The sequence below is a fragment of the Pantoea sp. JKS000250 genome (assembly GCF_003201065.1).
Lineage (GTDB): Bacteria > Pseudomonadota > Gammaproteobacteria > Enterobacterales > Enterobacteriaceae > Pantoea > Pantoea vagans.
The window spans coordinates 3,040,207-3,057,301 of sequence record NZ_QICZ01000001.1 but is presented as its reverse complement, the minus strand read 5'-3'; the positions used below and the strand labels follow the sequence as shown (position 1 = coordinate 3,057,301).

At 54.2% G+C, this 17,095-nt stretch carries 15 protein-coding genes; 6 read left to right on the top strand and 9 right to left on the bottom strand.

From position 1 onward, the window contains the following. Nucleotides 1–12: 12 nt before the first annotated feature. The 6 genes from ispU to rpsB form a co-directional block, all read right to left on the bottom strand. A complete protein-coding gene (gene ispU, locus BY447_RS14360; RefSeq protein WP_009091989.1) occupies nt 13–765 on the bottom strand; it encodes a (2E,6E)-farnesyl-diphosphate-specific ditrans,polycis-undecaprenyl-diphosphate synthase in 753 nt (250 codons plus the stop codon). 181 nt (nt 766–946) lie between these two features. Beyond that, the gene (gene ispC / locus BY447_RS14355; protein WP_110331396.1) at nt 947–2,143 is read right to left on the bottom strand and encodes a 1-deoxy-D-xylulose-5-phosphate reductoisomerase; all 1,197 of its coding nucleotides are present in this window, start codon (nt 2,141–2,143) and stop codon (nt 947–949) included. A gap of 111 nt (nt 2,144–2,254) precedes the next feature. Continuing rightward, entirely contained in the window at nt 2,255–2,812 is a 558-nt protein-coding gene (gene frr, locus BY447_RS14350) for a ribosome recycling factor (RefSeq protein WP_033731632.1), read from the bottom strand. Between the two features lie 143 nt (nt 2,813–2,955). Then, the gene (pyrH, locus tag BY447_RS14345) at nt 2,956–3,681 is read right to left on the bottom strand and encodes a UMP kinase (RefSeq protein WP_013356840.1); all 726 of its coding nucleotides are present in this window, start codon (nt 3,679–3,681) and stop codon (nt 2,956–2,958) included. Between the two features lie 157 nt (nt 3,682–3,838). Beyond that, nucleotides 3,839–4,690, bottom strand: coding sequence for a translation elongation factor Ts (gene tsf / locus BY447_RS14340; protein ID WP_013356839.1), 852 nt, complete (start codon nt 4,688–4,690; stop codon nt 3,839–3,841). A gap of 181 nt (nt 4,691–4,871) precedes the next feature. Next, entirely contained in the window at nt 4,872–5,597 is a 726-nt protein-coding gene (rpsB, locus tag BY447_RS14335; RefSeq protein ID WP_033731630.1) for a 30S ribosomal protein S2, read from the bottom strand. A gap of 318 nt (nt 5,598–5,915) precedes the next feature. Here rpsB and map point away from each other — a divergent pair, with 318 nt between their 5' ends. The 4 genes from map to BY447_RS14315 all read left to right on the top strand — a co-directional run bounded on the left by map (nt 5,916) and on the right by BY447_RS14315 (nt 10,955). Beyond that, complete coding sequence (map, locus tag BY447_RS14330; RefSeq protein ID WP_110331395.1) at nt 5,916–6,710, top strand: type I methionyl aminopeptidase; 795 nt, start codon at nt 5,916–5,918, stop codon at nt 6,708–6,710. Nucleotides 6,711–6,775: 65 nt separating this feature from the next. After that, on the top strand, nt 6,776–9,430 hold the full coding sequence (gene glnD / locus BY447_RS14325) for a bifunctional uridylyltransferase/uridylyl-removing protein GlnD (RefSeq protein ID WP_110331394.1): 2,655 nt from the start codon (nt 6,776–6,778) through the stop codon (nt 9,428–9,430). An 83-nt stretch (nt 9,431–9,513) separates the two neighbouring features. Next, nucleotides 9,514–10,338, top strand: coding sequence for a 2,3,4,5-tetrahydropyridine-2,6-dicarboxylate N-succinyltransferase (gene dapD, locus BY447_RS14320; protein ID WP_110331948.1), 825 nt, complete (start codon nt 9,514–9,516; stop codon nt 10,336–10,338). Between the two features lie 224 nt (nt 10,339–10,562). Then, nucleotides 10,563–10,955, top strand: a complete 393-nt coding sequence (locus BY447_RS14315; RefSeq protein WP_033731626.1) for a DUF3461 family protein — start codon at nt 10,563–10,565, stop codon at nt 10,953–10,955. A 60-nt stretch (nt 10,956–11,015) separates the two neighbouring features. Here BY447_RS14315 and BY447_RS14310 read toward each other — a convergent pair whose 3' ends face one another. From BY447_RS14310 to dgt, 3 genes are all read right to left on the bottom strand, one after another. After that, nucleotides 11,016–12,173: a CdaR family transcriptional regulator gene (locus BY447_RS14310; protein WP_110331393.1), complete on the bottom strand. Its 1,158-nt coding sequence runs from the start codon at nt 12,171–12,173 to the stop codon at nt 11,016–11,018. A gap of 184 nt (nt 12,174–12,357) precedes the next feature. Then, complete coding sequence (gene degP / locus BY447_RS14305) at nt 12,358–13,803, bottom strand: serine endoprotease DegP (protein WP_033781929.1); 1,446 nt, start codon at nt 13,801–13,803, stop codon at nt 12,358–12,360. Nucleotides 13,804–13,937: 134 nt separating this feature from the next. Further along, nucleotides 13,938–15,428: a dGTPase gene (gene dgt / locus BY447_RS14300; RefSeq protein ID WP_013356831.1), complete on the bottom strand. Its 1,491-nt coding sequence runs from the start codon at nt 15,426–15,428 to the stop codon at nt 13,938–13,940. A 92-nt stretch (nt 15,429–15,520) separates the two neighbouring features. Here dgt and mtnN point away from each other — a divergent pair, with 92 nt between their 5' ends. Both mtnN and btuF read left to right on the top strand, forming a co-directional pair. After that, the gene (mtnN, locus tag BY447_RS14295; RefSeq protein WP_013356830.1) at nt 15,521–16,219 is read left to right on the top strand and encodes a 5'-methylthioadenosine/S-adenosylhomocysteine nucleosidase; all 699 of its coding nucleotides are present in this window, start codon (nt 15,521–15,523) and stop codon (nt 16,217–16,219) included. Continuing rightward, nucleotides 16,212–17,006 (top strand): vitamin B12 ABC transporter substrate-binding protein BtuF, encoded by a 795-nt coding sequence (gene btuF / locus BY447_RS14290; protein WP_110331392.1) that lies wholly within the window; start codon nt 16,212–16,214, stop codon nt 17,004–17,006. Before mtnN ends, btuF begins: the two co-directional genes overlap by 8 nt. The last annotated feature ends 89 nt before the right edge of the window (nt 17,007–17,095 follow it).

Here is a 17,095-nt window from a genome sequence, read left to right as displayed (position 1 = left end):
CCCCCAGATTGCTCAGGCGCCGCCTGGTGCAGCGCCGCCAAAACGACGCTCCCGCAGAGAGAATGCATTCAGTGCACCTTCAAAAACGTGTTCATCGAAATCCGGCCAGAGCACATCGGTAAAATAGAATTCAGCATAGGCAATCTGCCACAGCAGGAAGTTGCTAATCCGATGCTCTCCCCCGGTCCTTATCACTAAATCCACTGGCGCCAGCTCCTGCATACAGAGCTGCGACGTCAGGCTCTCTTCGGTAATCTGGTCAGGACGCAGTAATCCTTCCTGCACCTGCTCAGCCAGTTTTTTCACGCCTTCGATAATATCCCAACGGCCGCCATAGTTGGCAGCAATGTTGAGCGTCAGGCCACTATTATTTGCGGTCAGCGTCTCAGAACGGCGAATACGTTCCTGAATACGCGGGCTGAAACGGCTGGTATCGCCAATGACGCGTAAGCGAACATTGTGTTTGTGCAGGCTTTTCACTTCGCTGTCGAGCGCCCAGACAAACAGTTCCATTAACGCGGTGACTTCCTGCGCCGGACGGCTCCAGTTTTCACTGCTGAAGGCGTAAAGCGTCAGGGCTTCAAGATTGTTGCTGACAGCAAAGCTGACGGCGCGGCGCACCGATTTAACGCCCGCTTTGTGGCCTGAAATACGCAATTTTCCCTGATTTTTGGCCCAGCGACCGTTGCCATCCATGATGATAGCGACGTGGCGCGGACCGTTTCCCTGCTGGTCATCAGTGTTGTTGTGATTGTTAGACGACATAACGCTTAACCAATTCCTTTCATCAGAAATGCTGTGGTTTCTGAATACATTGCGCCCGATTCAAATCCCGACACGCTTTTGGTGCCGGGCCACACCGAATTCGGTGACAGACCGTGAAACGCGAGCCAGCGACTATACCATTTTCACCTGAAGCGAACAAATGGCCTCATAACGATCGGCTTCACGACGTGAAGCGCGGCAACATTTCTGCCGCCAGCGCGCGCGCGGAGCGATCAATTTCAAGGACAGCGTCCACCGAATCAGGCTCCGGACACACCTGTGCCGCCATCACCGCGCTATTAAGCGCTGCGATGTCGGTGAAGCGGATCTGGTGGTTCAGGAAAGCCGCGACGGCAACCTCGTTGGCTGCATTCAGCGTGGTGGTCGCCGCCTGCCCTGCATCACAGGCATCAATGGCCAGTTTCAGGCAGGGGTAGCGACTAAAATCAGGTTCTGCAAAGCTCAGCGCCGACATGCGGGTAAAATCCAGCGGCGTCACGCCTGCTTTGATGCGCGAAGGCCAGGCCATGCTATGGGCAATGGGCGTACGCATATCGGGAGAACCTAACTGAGCCAGCACGCTGCCATCGCAGTATCGCACCATAGAGTGAATCACCGACTGTGGGTGAAGGATCACTTCCATCTGCGCTGCGCTGGCATTAAACAACCAACGGGCTTCAATGTACTCAAGACCTTTATTCATCATGGTGGCCGAATCGACAGAGATTTTTCTCCCCATCGACCAGTTCGGATGTGCACAGGCCTGATCCGGCGACATGGCGCTGAGATCCGCTAACTCTGTGTCACGAAAAGGACCACCCGATCCCGTAAGGATAATTGACTCAATGCCATTATCCCGCAGGTCAGCGTAACCTAACTGATACTGGATGGTAGCCGGTAAACTCTGAAAAATGGCGTTATGTTCGCTGTCGACCGGTAGTAACTGCGCGTTATGATGACGCACCGCCTCCATAAACAAACGGCCGCAGGTGACAAGCGATTCTTTGTTGGCCAGCAGTACCGTTTTACCGGCGCGAATGGCGGCCAGCGTTGGCAGCAAACCTGACGCACCGACAATGGCCGCCATCACCTGATCCACCTCATCCAGCGCGGCCAGTTCACAGGCTGCCTGAACGCCGGAGAGCACTTCAGTATTGACCCTGATTGCTCTCAGTCGCTCACGCAGCGCAGCGGCAGAAGTTTCGTCTGCCATGCAGGCGTAACGTGGCGTAAAGGCCGCACACTGTTCGGCCATCAGCGCCACGTTATGGCCGGCAACCAGCGCCGTAATCTGATAAAGCTCTGGGTTGGCGCGAACCACCGCCAGCGTACTGGTGCCGATCGAGCCGGTGGATCCCAGCAGGGTTAATCGCTTCATGAGGCTATCCGTGTGAAGTCAGCGTGCCCGCAGGCACAATGTAAAACGCCGCCAGATGTCGCATTCATACGAATACCTCTCTGTACGGCGTTTTGTCCGGCAGTGATGGAATCAGAAATCCATCAGCTCCGTTTCTTTTTCTGACAGTGCAGCATCAACTTTCTTGATGTACGCATCGGTCATTTTTTGCACTTCGTCCTGCGCACGACGTTCGTCGTCTTCGCTGATTTCTTTATCTTTCAGCAGCGCTTTGATTTTATCGTTGGCATCGCGACGGACGTTACGTACCGACACACGGCCCTGCTCGGCTTCGCCGCGCACGATTTTAATCAGATCTTTACGACGCTCTTCTGTCAGCGCTGGCAGCGGAACACGGATGTCAGTACCGGCTGAACTTGGGTTCAGACCGAGATCGGACTTCATGATCGCTTTTTCGACTGCCTGGCTTAGTGAACGATCAAACACGTTGATTTTCAGCGTGCGTGAATCTTCCACAGTGACAGAAGCCAGCTGACGCAGTGGCGTCGGCGTGCCGTAATATTCGACGACGATGCCGTCGAGCAGCGAAGGTGACGCACGACCGGTACGCACTTTGCTGATGGTAGTTTTGAATGCTTCAACGCATTTTTCCATGCGCGTGTCAGCATCTTTTTTGATGTCGTTAATCACGTTGAAACCCTTGGATTCGGTTTGACCTGGCCAGTTCCGGCATAACCGGAAGCGGGATCGATAATCATCGATAATCCTGACTGGTGCTCGATGCGTTCTCATCGCGCTGACAGAATATACCTTATTTTATCTCGCCTCGGGTATTAATGCGTAATCAGGGTGCCTTCTTTTTCACCCATCACTACGCGACGCAGTGCGCCAGGTTTATTCATGTTGAAAACACGGATAGGTAATTTGTGGTCACGTGCCAGGGTAAAGGCCGCCAGATCCATCACTTTCAGCTCTTTATCCAGGACTTCGGCATAGGTCAGTTGATCATACAGCGTCGCGTCCGGGCTTTTCACCGGATCGGCAGAGTAAACGCCGTCAACTTTGGTCGCCTTCAGTACCACGTCCGCTTCAATCTCAATGCCGCGCAGACACGCCGCAGAGTCGGTGGTAAAGAACGGATTGCCGGTACCGGCGGAGAAGATGACGACGCGGTTGTTACGCAGCAGGCTGATCGCTTCTGCCCAGCTGTAGTTGTCACAGACGCCATTCAGTGGAATCGCTGACATCAGGCGTGCATTCACATAGGCGCGGTGCAGTGCATCACGCATCGCCAGGCCGTTCATCACGGTCGCCAGCATACCCATGTGGTCACCTACGACGCGGTTCATACCTGCCTGCTGCAGGCTCGCGCCGCGGAACAGGTTCCCTCCGCCAATTACCACGCCAACCTGGATGCCCAGCTCAACCAGCTCTTTTACCTCTTGTGCCATGCGGTCAAGCACACTCGCGTCGATACCAAAACCTTCAGCGCCTTGCAGAGCTTCGCCGCTGAGTTTAAGCAGGATACGTTGATAAACAGGTTTTGCGTTGGTCGCCATGGTCAGTTCTTCCTGGAAGATTGGGTGTAAAGGAGAAGTAAATTCTGATCGATCATCCGCTTACCGCAAAGAAAATGCTATTGGGATGAAACTGAAAACGTGTCTGTTGCGATTCACAGACAAAAAAGAACCGCCATCTGGCGGTTCTTTCAGAGCATTAAGACTGTTTGGACATTGCTGCAACTTCTGCAGCGAAGTCTGATTCAACTTTCTCGATGCCTTCACCCACTTCGAAGCGGATGAAGTTGATCACGTCAGCGCCCTGTTCTTTCAGAGCCTGGCCAACGGTTTTGCTTGGGTCGATAACGAAAGCCTGACCCGTCAGAGAGACTTCGCCGGTGAATTTCTTCATACGGCCTTCAACCATCTTCTCTGCGATCTCTTTTGGCTTGCCAGACTGCATCGCGATGTCCAGCTGAACCTGGTACTCTTTATCTACCACGTCAGCAGAAACGTCTTCTGGCTTAACGAATTCAGGCTTGCTCGCTGCAACGTGCATCGCGATCTGTTTGATCAGATCTTCGTTAGCGCCTTTCGCTGAAACCAGAACGCCGATACGCGCGCCGTGCAGGTAGCTGCCCAGCTCTGCGCCTTCCAGGATTGCAACGCGACGGATGTTGATGTTCTCACCGATTTTAGCAACCAGTGCAACGCGCTCTTCTTCGAACTGCGCTTTCAGGACTTCAACGTCAGTAACACGATCAGCGGCAGCCGCATCCAGAACTTTGTCTGCGAACGCCTGGAAACCGCCATCTTTTGCTACGAAGTCAGTCTGGCAGTTAACTTCCAGAATCACACCGTAGTCGCCAACGATTTTGGTTTTGATTACGCCATCAGCAGCAACGTTGCCTGCTTTTTTCGCTGCTTTGATTGCGCCAGACTTACGCATGTTCTCAATCGCCAGCTCAATGTCGCCGTTCGCTTCAGTCAGCGCTTTTTTGCAATCCATCATGCCAGCGCCAGTACGCTCGCGCAGTTCTTTTACCAATGCAGCGGTAATGTCAGCCATTCCAGAATCCTCGGTTCGTGCCTGTGTACATACGTACATGCAGACACTTATTTGCGGAAAATTTACTCTGTCCCGCCGTCCGGTTAGGGGCGTAACAGACTTAGATAAATAAAGGGGCCACTATAGGCCCCTTACAGATCACATCTGAATGCTAAGGGCTCTTATGCAGAGCAAACCTTAATTAAGCGTTTTCTAAAGACGCTTCTTCAGCTTGCTCAGCCAGGTCCTGAGAGCGGCCTTCGCGAACGGTGGTCGCAACGGCAGTCAGGTACAGGTTTACAGCACGGATCGCATCGTCGTTACCTGGGATAACGAAATCAACGCCATCTGGATCTGAGTTGGTATCAACGATAGCAAATACCGGGATACCCAGGTTGTTTGCTTCTTTGATTGCGATGTGTTCGTGGTCAGCATCAACAACAAACAGCGCGTCTGGCAGACCGCCCATGTCTTTGATACCGCCCAGGCTGTTTTCCAGCTTGGCCAGCTCACGCGCACGCATCAGCGCTTCTTTTTTAGTCAGTTTGTCGAAAGTACCATCCTGAGACTGAATCTCCAGATCTTTCAGACGCTTGATTGACTGACGCACGGTTTTCCAGTTAGTCAGCATGCCACCCAACCAGCGGTGGTTTACGAAGAACTGGTCGCAGCTCAGTGCAGACTCTTTTACCGCTTCAGCAGCAGCGCGCTTAGTACCTACGATCAGGATCTTACCTTTACGGGAAGAGATCTTGTTCAGTTCAGCCAGAGCTTCGTTGAACATAGGTACAGTTTTTTCCAGGTTGATGATGTGAACCTTGTTACGTGCACCAAAGATGAATGGCTTCATTTTTGGGTTCCAGTAACGGGTCTGGTGACCGAAGTGAACACCAGCCTGGAGCATGTCGCGCATGGAAACAGTTGCCATGATAAAACCTCTAAAGTTTGATTGGGGTTGGGCCTCCATGTATCCCATACGACCGACCTCTTTCAAGGCACCCCGGCGTATGTGTCGATACATGTGTGTTTTAGTACACATAATGAGAGTTATGCGTTTCCTGCTGACCGAAACGGCCATACAGAGAATCGTCGGCGCGCTTTATATCACAACCAGCCCAGTGACGCCAATAAATCATCGCTGACAGAGGCCAGCGCGTTCTCTATTTGGCAGCCCATTTGCTGGCTGCTAACATGACAGCACAGAACTTATTATTGTCGAAAATTTCGACAAATGCGGATTAATTTAATGGCAATTTCAATTAAAACCCCTGAAGAAATCGAAAAAATGCGCGTCGCAGGCCGACTGGCCGCCGAGGTGCTGGAGATGATCGAACCTTACGTGAAACCGGGTGTGACCACCGGTGAGCTGGACCGCATCTGCCACGAGCACATTACTCAACAGCAACAGGCGGTCTCTGCCTGCCTCGGCTATCACGGCTTTCCGAAGTCGGTCTGCATCTCCGTCAACGAAGTGGTGTGCCACGGCATTCCCAGCGATGACCGCCCGTTAAAAGATGGCGATATCGTCAATATTGATGTCACCGTGATTAAAGATGAGTACCACGGCGATACCTCAAAGATGTTTATCGTTGGTAAACCGACCATTCAGGGTGAGCGCCTGTGCCGCGTCACGCAGGAGAGCCTCTATCTTTCCCTGCGTCTGATTAAGCCCGGTATTCGTCTGCGCGAACTGGGCCGGGCTATCCAGAAGTATGTGGAAGCGAACGACTTCTCTGTTGTGCGCGAATATTGCGGTCACGGCATCGGCAAGGGCTTCCACGAAGAGCCGCAGGTGCTGCATTACGATGCCGATGATAGCGGCGTTGTACTGCAGGCGGGCATGACCTTTACGGTAGAACCGATGGTCAATGCCGGTGATTACCGCATCCGCACCATGAAAGATGGCTGGACGGTAAAAACCAAAGATCGCAGCTTGTCCGCACAGTATGAGCATACTATTGTGGTGACGGAAAACGGCTGTGAGATTTTAACCCTGCGTAAAGATGACACGATCCCTGCCGTGCTCGTTGCTGAAGGGTAATTTTCTTCACGCAGATCAAGCCGGCGATGAGCCGGCTTTTTTTGGCTAAAAAAGAGAAGAGCTGCATGAGCGTGAGTCTGTCGGAAGAGGTAAAAAACGGTCTGGTCGATTCGCCAGCCGAATGGGGTGACGACCAGTTGACCCGCGACATTCTGAAGCCGCGGCTGGAGCAGTTTCAGCAGCATCTGGCTGCCGCATTTGATGCCGGTGAAGCCGTTGAGCCGCTGATAGATGCCCGCACGCTGTTTATCGATCGGCTGCTGCGTCGCCTGTGGCGCTTCTATGGCTTTGATGCGATGCCCTCTATCGCGCTGGTCGCCGTGGGCGGCTATGGCCGTGCCGAACTGCATCCGCTCTCTGATATTGATGTCCTGATCCTCAGCCGCCAGCCGCTGAATGAACAGGCTGCACAGCGTACCAGCGATCTGCTGACGCTGATGTGGGACCTCAAGCTGGAAGTGGGCCATAGCGTGCGCACTTTGGAAGAGTGTCTGCTGGAGGGGCTGTCTGACCTGACCGTTGCCACTAACCTGATTGAATCACGGATGCTGACCGGCGACGTGGCGCTGTTTCTGGAACTGCAGAAAAACATCTTCAGCGATGGTTTCTGGCCCTCATCCACCTTCTTTGCGGCCAAAATCGAAGAACAGCAGGAACGCCACAAGCGTTACCACGGCACCAGCTATAACCTTGAGCCGGACATCAAGAGCAGTCCGGGTGGCCTGCGCGATATCCACACGCTGCAATGGGTTGCCCGACGCCATTTTGGCGCCACCACGCTGGATGAGATGGTTGGCTTTGGTTTCCTCACCGACGCGGAACGCAGCGAACTCAACGAATGCCAGGAATTTCTCTGGCGCATCCGTTTTGCCCTGCACCTCTCCCTGCCCCGCTACGATAATCGCCTGCTGTTCGATCGCCAGCTCAGCGTGGCGCAGCGCCTGAATTACCAGGGCGAAGGCAATGAGCCGGTCGAGCGGATGATGAAAGATTTCTATCGCGTCACGCGGCGCATCGGCGAACTGAATCAGATGCTGCTGCAGCTGTTTGATGAGGCGATTCTGGCGCTCTCTACCAGCGAAAAACCGAGACCTGTCGATGACGATTTCCAGCTGCGTGGCAATTTGATCGACCTGCGCGACGAAACGCTGTTTACCCGCGAACCGCAGGCCATTCTGCGTATGTTCTATGTCATGGTGCGTAACGACAGCATCAAGGGGATCTACTCCACTACCCTCCGTCATCTGCGCCATGCGCGTCGTCATCTTAAACAGCCGCTGTGCCAGATTCCGGAAGCGCGACGTACCTTTATGTCGATTCTGCGTCATCCCGGCGCGGTCAGCCGGGCACTGGTGCCGATGCACCGTCACAGCGTGTTATGGGCTTACACGCCGCTGTGGGGCCATATTGTCGGGCAGATGCAGTTCGACCTGTTCCACGCCTACACCGTGGATGAGCACACTATCCGCGTGTTGCAGAAGCTGGAAAGCTTTGCCAATGAAACCACCCGGCCGCAGCATCCGCTGTGCGTAGAGTTATGGCCGCGCCTGCCGCAGCAGGAGCTGCTGCTGATGGCCGCACTGCTGCATGACATTGCCAAAGGGCGCGGCGGCGACCACTCTATTCTCGGCGCACAGGATGCACTCGATTTCGCTGAAATGCATGGCCTTAACTCGCGTGAAACGCAGCTGGTGGCCTGGCTGGTTCGCCATCATCTGCTGATGTCAGTGACGGCGCAACGGCGCGATATTCAGGACCCGACGGTGATCCAGCAGTTCGCTGAGGTGATGCAGAATGAGAACCGGCTGCGCTATCTGGTTTGCCTGACCGTCGCCGATATCTGCGCCACCAACGAAAGCCTGTGGAATAGCTGGAAGCAGAGCCTGCTGCGTGAGCTCTTTTTCGCCACCGAGAAGCAGTTGCGACGCGGCATGGAAAACAGTCCGGACCTGCGTGAGCGGGTGCGTCACCATCGCCTGCAGGCGCTGGCGCTGCTGCGGATGGACAACATCGATGAAGAGCGTCTGCACCAGATCTGGAATCGCTGCCGCGCAGATTATTTCCTGCGCCATACGCCTAATCAGATTGCCTGGCATGCCCGCCACTTACTGGTTCACGACCTGAAGAAACCATTAGTGCTGGTCAGCCCGCAGGCCACACGCGGCGGAACCGAAATTTTCATCTGGAGTCCCGATCGCCCACACCTGTTTGCCGCCGTCGCCGGAGAACTCGACCGCCGCAACCTCAGCGTCCACGACGCGCAAATCTTTACCAGCCGCGACGGCATGGCCATGGATACCTTTATTGTGCTGGAACCGGATGGCAGCCCGCTGTCGCCGGACCGCCATCCGATGATCATTCAGGCGCTGGAGCAGGCGATCACCCAGTCTGACTGGGTGGCGCCACGAACCCGTCGTCCGTCGGCCAAACTGCGGCATTTCAGCGTGGATACCGAGGTCAATTTCCTGCCGACGCACACCGACCGTCGCAGCTACCTTGAACTGGTGGCGCTGGATCAGCCTGGCCTGCTGGCGCGCGTGGGTGAAGTCTTTGCCGATCTCGGTGTCTCACTGCACGGCGCACGCATCAGCACCATTGGCGAGCGGGTCGAAGATTTGTTTATTCTGGCCAACAGTGAACGTCAGGCGCTGGACGAAGAAATGCGCAAAGCGTTGCAACAACGGTTGACAGAGGCCCTTAATCCAAACGATAAAGTGTGACCAGACTCGATTTGTAAACATTAATCTCTTTACTTGTGTCGGGTTATTGCCCGGCATCGCACATGACAGATCAGGAAAAAAATATGCAACAGTTACAGAGCGTTATTGAATCCGCCTTCGAACGTCGCGCTGATATCACACCTGCCAGCGTTGACAGCGAAACCCGTGATGCCATTAACCAGGTGATCTCTTTGCTGGACAGCGGTGAGCTGCGCGTTTCTGAGAAGATCGACGGCGAGTGGGTAACGCATCAGTGGCTGAAGAAAGCAGTGCTGCTCTCTTTCCGCATCAATGACAACAAGGTGATGGAAGGTTCGGAAACCCGCTTTTACGACAAAGTGCCGATGAAATTTGCCGGCTGGGATGAAGCGCGTTTCAAAGCAGCAGGCTTCCGCGTCGTGCCGCCTGCGGCTGTGCGTCAGGGTGCCTATATCGCCCGCAACACGGTGCTGATGCCTTCTTACGTCAACATCGGTGCATTTGTGGATGAAGGCACCATGGTAGACACCTGGGCGACCGTCGGCTCCTGTGCACAGATTGGTAAAAACGTTCACCTTTCTGGCGGCGTGGGTATCGGTGGCGTGCTGGAACCGCTGCAGGCCAACCCGACCATTATCGAAGACAACTGCTTCATTGGCGCACGCTCTGAAATCGTTGAAGGCGTGATTGTTGAAGAAGGCTCAGTGATCTCAATGGGTGTTTACATCGGTCAGAGCACCAAAATTTATGACCGTGAAACAGGCGAAGTACATTATGGTCGTGTGCCTGCCGGCTCCGTCGTGGTTTCAGGTAACCTGCCGTCCAAAGATGGCAGCTACAGCCTCTATTGTGCCGTGATCGTGAAGAAAGTGGATGCGAAAACGCTGGGCAAAACCGGTATCAACGAACTGCTGCGCACCATCGACTGATTTCACTGACGGGCTGGAAACCAGCCCGTCATCTTTTCTTTACAGTTGTTACCAAATAACATGCTTCGCGCCGCGAATTAACTGGTGCGTTTAGTTTTTATCCAGGTCATAATCCGCGCCAGTTAAATCCTGTCGCGCAATGTTCATCCCGCTTATTTATGTCTACAGTTGACGGACGTCATGAACAAGTCTGCGCGCTTCTCACTTTTGATGGAAACAACGCTATGTATGACAATCTGAAAAGCTTAGGTATCAGTAACCCGGACGACATTGACCGCTACAGCCTGCGTCAGGAAGCCAATAACGACATTCTGAAGATCTACTTCCGCAAAGATAAAGGCGAGTTTTTCGCGAAGAGCGTTAAATTCAAATATCCGCGCCAGCGCAAAACTGTCGTTGCCGATCACGCGACGCAGGGCTACAAAGAAGTTCAGGAAATCAGTCCGAATCTGCGTTATGTCATCGATGAACTGGACCAGATTTGCCAGCGCGATCAGGTTGAAGTGGATCTGAAACGCAAAATTCTGGATGACCTGCGTCACCTGGAAAGCGTGGTCGCCCACAAGATCTCGGAAATTGAATCGGACCTGGAAAAATTAACCCGTAACAGCCGTTAATTTCCTGTCCGACAAGAGAGGCCAGCTTTGCTGGCCTTTTTTATGCCGCAAACCTGCCCTCTACCCCTGCTCATCCAGTTGCAAAGCCACATAGAGCAATAGCCTGTCGTCAAAATGACCCAGATTCAGTCCCGTCAGTTCAGAAATCCGGTTCAGGCGGTACTCCAGCGTATTGCGATGAATGAACAGCGCACGTGCGGTAGCGCTCGGCTGGACGTTATGGGTGAACCAGGCGATTAGCGTGCGGCGCAGCAAACCATTGTTATCCATGCTCTTGAGCTTCGCCAGCGGCCGGGCGAGCTCATTGGCCTGCCAGCCGCCGCGCAGGCTGTCGAGCAGCACCGGCAGCACCAGATCCTGATAAAAATAGCTGCGCACTTCGGGCATACGCTGCTTGCCCACCATCATGGTGGTGCGCGCCGTCCGGTAAGAGCGTGCAATGCTGCCCGGCCCGATAAAGAAGTTACCCAGCGCGATGCGCATCCGGAGATGGCCACTCTCTTTCATCCGCTGCAGCAACTGCTCGACGCGGCGGCGATGATCATCCTGATCGTAACGTCCATGCCCGTTCAGGGCTGGTTTCAGCACCACCATTTCGGTCAGTGAGACAATGGCGATCAGATTATCGCGCTCCGGTGTGGTCAGCAGCGTTTGCAGCTGTTGTAACTCTGACATCGCGCTGTCGACGCCAAGCTGACCGCTATCCACCTCCAGAACGGCCACCACACGCGGTTGATTGAGATCGATGCCGAGCCGCTGAGCCCATTCAGTCAGCTGTGGCGACAGGGTATCGCTGCGGATGAGATTCAGCACCAGCTCTTCACGTAGACGGCTGTCCTGTGCCAGCATATGCAGAAGCCGCGCCTGCTCCAGCATCATCTCTGCGGTCATGCAGACCAGCTCGCCGTAGTGCCGCAATGCCAGCGGCTCGCCGGTCAGGCCAATCACCCCGACGATGTCACCATCAATGCGCAGCGGCAGGTTAATGCCGGGCCGTACGCCATGAAGATGTTTAGCCACCGCTTCATCAATGTCGACTACGCGACCCTGTGAAAGCACCAGCAGCGCACCTTCGTGCAACTCCCCAATGCGTTCCCGGTCACCGCTGCCGATAATGCGGCCCCGCGCATCCATCACATTGACATTGCTGTCAATAATTTTCATGGTGCGCGCCACGATATCCTGTGCCAGCCGGGCATCAAGGTGATAGGTAGCCATCCATTACTCCTGAAAAAGAGGGGGAGAAACAGAATACGCATGGATAGCAGGCAGAACATTGTGCATTTGCACAGAGCCAGGCGGTCATTTGCCGAATTTGCGGTGAGCATCACACTCTGCCAGGGCAAATGCCGGACATAAAAAAGGCGGACCGCAGTCCGCCTCTTCATCAGTGGTCGTTCCGTTACTGCATCAGCAGGTAGATGCTGCTATCGCCGCGCTTCACATTCAGCGCCAGAACGGCTGGCTTGGTATCAAGGACTTTGCGCAACTCGCCGAGGTTGGTTACCGGCTGCTGGTTAACGCCCTGAATCACGTCCCCCTTCTTCAGGCCGATACGCGCTGCGGCACTGCCTGCTTTCACATTATCAACGCGAACGCCTTTATCACCGGTTTCAACATTGCTAAGGTCAGCCCCTTCAATGCCGTTGTAGATGGTGGCGGACTGCACTTTCGCCTGGCTGCTCTGCTGCAACTGAACAGATACATCGACCGGTTTGCCGTCACGCAGCAGGCCCAGTTTCAGGGTGGTGCCAACCGGCAGTGAACCCACTTCTGCACGCAGTGAAGCAAAGCTGCTCAGCGGTTTGCCGTTCATGGAGACAATCACGTCACCCGCTTTGATGCCCGCTTTTGCGGCAGCAGAGTCTGGCAGTACCTGGCTGACAAATGCACCACGCTGTGCGTCGACTTTCATCGCTTTTGCCAGTTCGGAGTTCAGTTCCGTGCCCTGCACACCCAGCTCGCCGCGTTTAACCTGTCCAAACTCAACCATCTGCGCCGTCAGGTTTTTCACCATGTTGCTCGGAATAGCAAAGCCGATACCAATGTTACCGCCATCCGGCGCCAGAATAGCGGTGTTAATCCCAATCAGTTCACCGTTGAGGTTAACCAGCGCACCACCGGAGTTGCCCCGGTTAATCGCCGCATCCGTCTGGATAAAGTTTTCGTAATTTTCTACATTCAGGCCGCTGCGTCCCAGTGCCGAAACGATACCGGAGGTTACGGTTTCACCCAGTCCATACGGGTTACCGATTGCCACGGTGTAGTCACCGACGCGCAGATTGTCAGAGTCAGCGATTTTCACGGCGGTCAGATTTTTAGCTTCCTGCAACTGAATCAGTGCAATGTCAGAGCTGGGATCTTTACCGATGACTTTTGCGTCATAGCGACGACCGTCGCTGAGCTGCACCTGAATTTTGGTGGCATTATTCACCACGTGGTTGTTGGTCACCACGTAGCCTTTTTCGGCGTTGATAATCACGCCCGATCCCAGTGCACGGAATTTTTCCTGCTGGGTATCAGGGACGGGTGCGCCACCATTACCACCTTCACCGCCACCGTTCTGGCACATGGGTGAACCCTGGAACGGGGAACCGTCCTGACAGAAAGGCGAATTATCGCCAAAGAATTGCTGAAACTGCTGCGGCATGCGTGGGGTTTTTACTGTGGTGGTGCCCTCAACGCTGATACTGACCACAGACGGCATCACCTTCTCCAGCATGGGAGCCAGGCTTGGCAGTTGCTGGCTTTCGGAAGAGGCCGTTTGCGCAGCAGAAACAGTAACAGGGGCGAGCGCCATGCTCAGGCTCAACGCCAGCGCACTTAACACTAAAGTCTTTTTTTTCATTTTTCGTTTCTCAATAAGATTACTGTTCAGACCATTGCTGTGGTCGAAAGGTGAGATAAATGTTTTAGCGCGAAGTTCCTTTAAAAGTTTAAGCCAAAGGTAAAAATTTATTCGCGCTCTTTACAATCGGCGGCTTATTCTACTGCCATCAGCCGCCGGTACTCATCCCAGGCATAGAGATCGGTCATGCCGCTAATATAATCCTGAATAAGCCGGAAGCGATAATAACGTTCCCACAACAGCCGCTGATATTTATGCTCCACAACCAGATTACGCATCTTGTGCAAATAGGCTTTGCGGTGTTTCCCGGAGAGCTTATGAAAAAGCCGCGTTTCAATCGGGTGCTGGCGTAAAAAATCCTCATTCATCAGCGTGGTAAAGGCTTCATAATTAAGGCGCATCAGCGGCTGATAGATCTCCAGCAGCCCTTTAATCACGCGGTAACCCTGCAGCTCCAGCTGTTCAACTTCGGAGTGATTAAACACCTGCTGGCGCGCAACGGTCTTAAACAGTTGCAGTAAACGGCCCTCTTCACCCTCATCTTCCAGCAGCGCATGGTTAAAACTTCCCTCGAATATTGCAGGAAGATTATCAACAAAACGTTTCACCGCGTAACTGACCAGCACGCTCTGAACATTTACGCGTAATGACATAAAAAATTGATCGCTGCGGCTGCGGCGTTTTTTACTGCAGGCTTCACGCCATGCTTCGCCAATAGTCCGGCTAAAGGCGTCATTATTTTTTACCGGCCCCCAGGCTTTATTGAGAAATTCAAACAAACTCTCAACATTAAAGATATCTTTTTCTACAGCGTCGTCCAAATCGGCAATACAATAGGAGATATCATCCGCCGCTTCCATTATATAGGTGAGCGGAAAGCGGTGGTGTTCTTCCATATTGGTGGCAGCACGCAGGTCGGCAATATAATCCTGCTCGGAGAGATAAAAACCGGGTTTCTTCATTAACACGCTAAATTCGGCGGGCTTTTCACCCTGCCACCAGGCAGGAGCAGTATATTTGAGGATACAGGCGACCTGAGAGTAGCTGAGATTGAGCTGCAGCAGGGTGTGAACCATACGGATAGCCTGCGCGTTGCCCTCAAAATGGCAGAGATCCTGGCGTATCATGGCATTCAGCTCATCAAAGGCTTTACGCTGCGCATCCCCTTCAACGCCTGCCACCAGCGGATCGACCAGTTCGGCAGCCAGGTTCTCTTCAAACCAGTCGTTAATGGCTGCCTCACCAAAATGACCAAACGGCGGATTACCCACGTCATGCAGCAGACACGCCATTTCGATCAGGCTTTCAAATGCGCCTTCAAGCTCATCCAGACCATACTGCGCCAGCCCGCCCTGCATCTTCAGGGTTTGCAGGATCTCTTTGGTGATGTAGCGTCCGGTCTGCTGCACCTCCAGCGAGTGTGTCAGTCGGGAACGGACGGCGGCATTGCGCTCCAGCGGAAAGACCTGCGTTTTCTGCTGCAGTCGCCGGATGGCAGCGGAGTTGATAATCCGTCCACGGTCACTCTCAAAATGTCGGGTAATGTAATATTCGCCTTCCGGATCTTTTCGACTGGTATAAGGGCGCGAGAAGCTGATCTTCTTCCTGAAATTGATCGCTGACATGAATTACCCCTGACTTTTTCGTGAATTAATCCCCTGGATGCCATGGTAGACTATGCCCTAAATTTTGATTCTTTACATTAGCGGAACTCACTATGAAAGCAGGCATTATTGGCGCGATGGAGCAGGAAGTCACACTGCTGCGCGACAAAATTGAAAACCGTCAAACGCTGTCGCTGGCGGGTTGTGAAATCTATACCGGCACCCTGCAGGGCGTTGAGGTGGCACTGCTGAAATCGGGCATTGGTAAAACCTCTGCGGCGCTGGGCACCACGCTGCTGCTGCAGCTCTGCAAACCCGATGTGGTGATCAACACCGGTTCGGCGGGCGGTTTAGCGCCGTCGCTCAGCGTCGGCGATATCGTGGTGTCAGACGAAGTGCGTTATCACGATGCGGATGTCACCGCTTTTGGTTATGAGCCGGGTCAGATGGCGGGTTGTCCGGCCGCGTTTGTGGCAGACAGCAAGCTGATTGCTGCGGCAGAAGCCTGCATTAAGCAGTTGGATCTGAATGCCGTACGCGGTCTGGTGGTAAGCGGCGATGCCTTTATCAATGGTGCCGAACCGCTGGCGCGCATTCGCAACCTGTTCCCGCAGGCGATTGCCGTTGAGATGGAAGCGACTGCCATCGGTCACGTCTGTCATCAGTTCCAGGTACCGTTTGTGGTGGTCCGTGCGATTTCCGATGTGGCCGATAAGGAATCTCACCTCAGCTTTGATGAGTTCTTAAGCGTAGCGGCGAAGCAATCTTCGCTGTTAGTGGAGAACCTGCTGGCGCATCTGGCGCGTGGCTAAAACGCTGCTTTTCTGCTGGCTGCTGCTGTTGAGCGGCAGCCTGCTTGCCTCCCCGCCCCGTGTTATCACCCTTGCTCCCCACCTTACCGAACTCGCCTTTGCTGCCGGGATTACGCCGATTGCGGTCAGTGCATGGTCTGACTATCCGCCGCAGGCAAAACAGATTGAGCAGGTTGCCAACTGGCAGGGCATTAAAGCCGAACGCATTCTGCAGCTCAAACCGGATCTGGTCTTAGCCTGGCGTGGCGGTAATCCGCAGCGGCAGATCGATCAGTTGCAACAGCTCGGCGTACCGGTTAAATGGATTGATCCGCAGACGCTGGATGAGATGTTCACGGCGCTGGCCGATCTGGGCCGCTGGAGTCCCAGCCCGGAACAGGCAAGCAGAGCTGCCCAGGCGTTACGGCAGCAGGAAGCCGCACTGCGTCAGCGCTATACTCACCTGACTGCGGTTCCGCTTTTTTTGCAGTTTGGACAGCAGCCGCTTTTTACCGCCGCCAGAGCCACGCTGCAGAATGAGATTATTACATTATGTGGTGGCAGGAATATTTTTGCCGACAGCCGCGTCAGCTGGCCACAGGTCAGCCGCGAGCAGGTACTGATGCGCCATCCTCAGGCCGTTGTAACAGCGGGCAGTGCCCAGCAGGCGGAGAACATCCGTGACTTCTGGCGGCCACAGCTCACTGTGCCGGTGATTGCCATCAGCGAGGACTGGCTGAGCCGGCCAGGTCCACGACTGCTGCTGGCGGCGCAGCAACTCTGTGTGGCCCTGCATCCCGATGAATAAATCGGCGAAATGATTAAAGTTGCTGCACTTTTTGCCGTTAATCAATACCAGAGACGAGCCGGCCACGTATGCTTGCCGTCCTTTTAGCG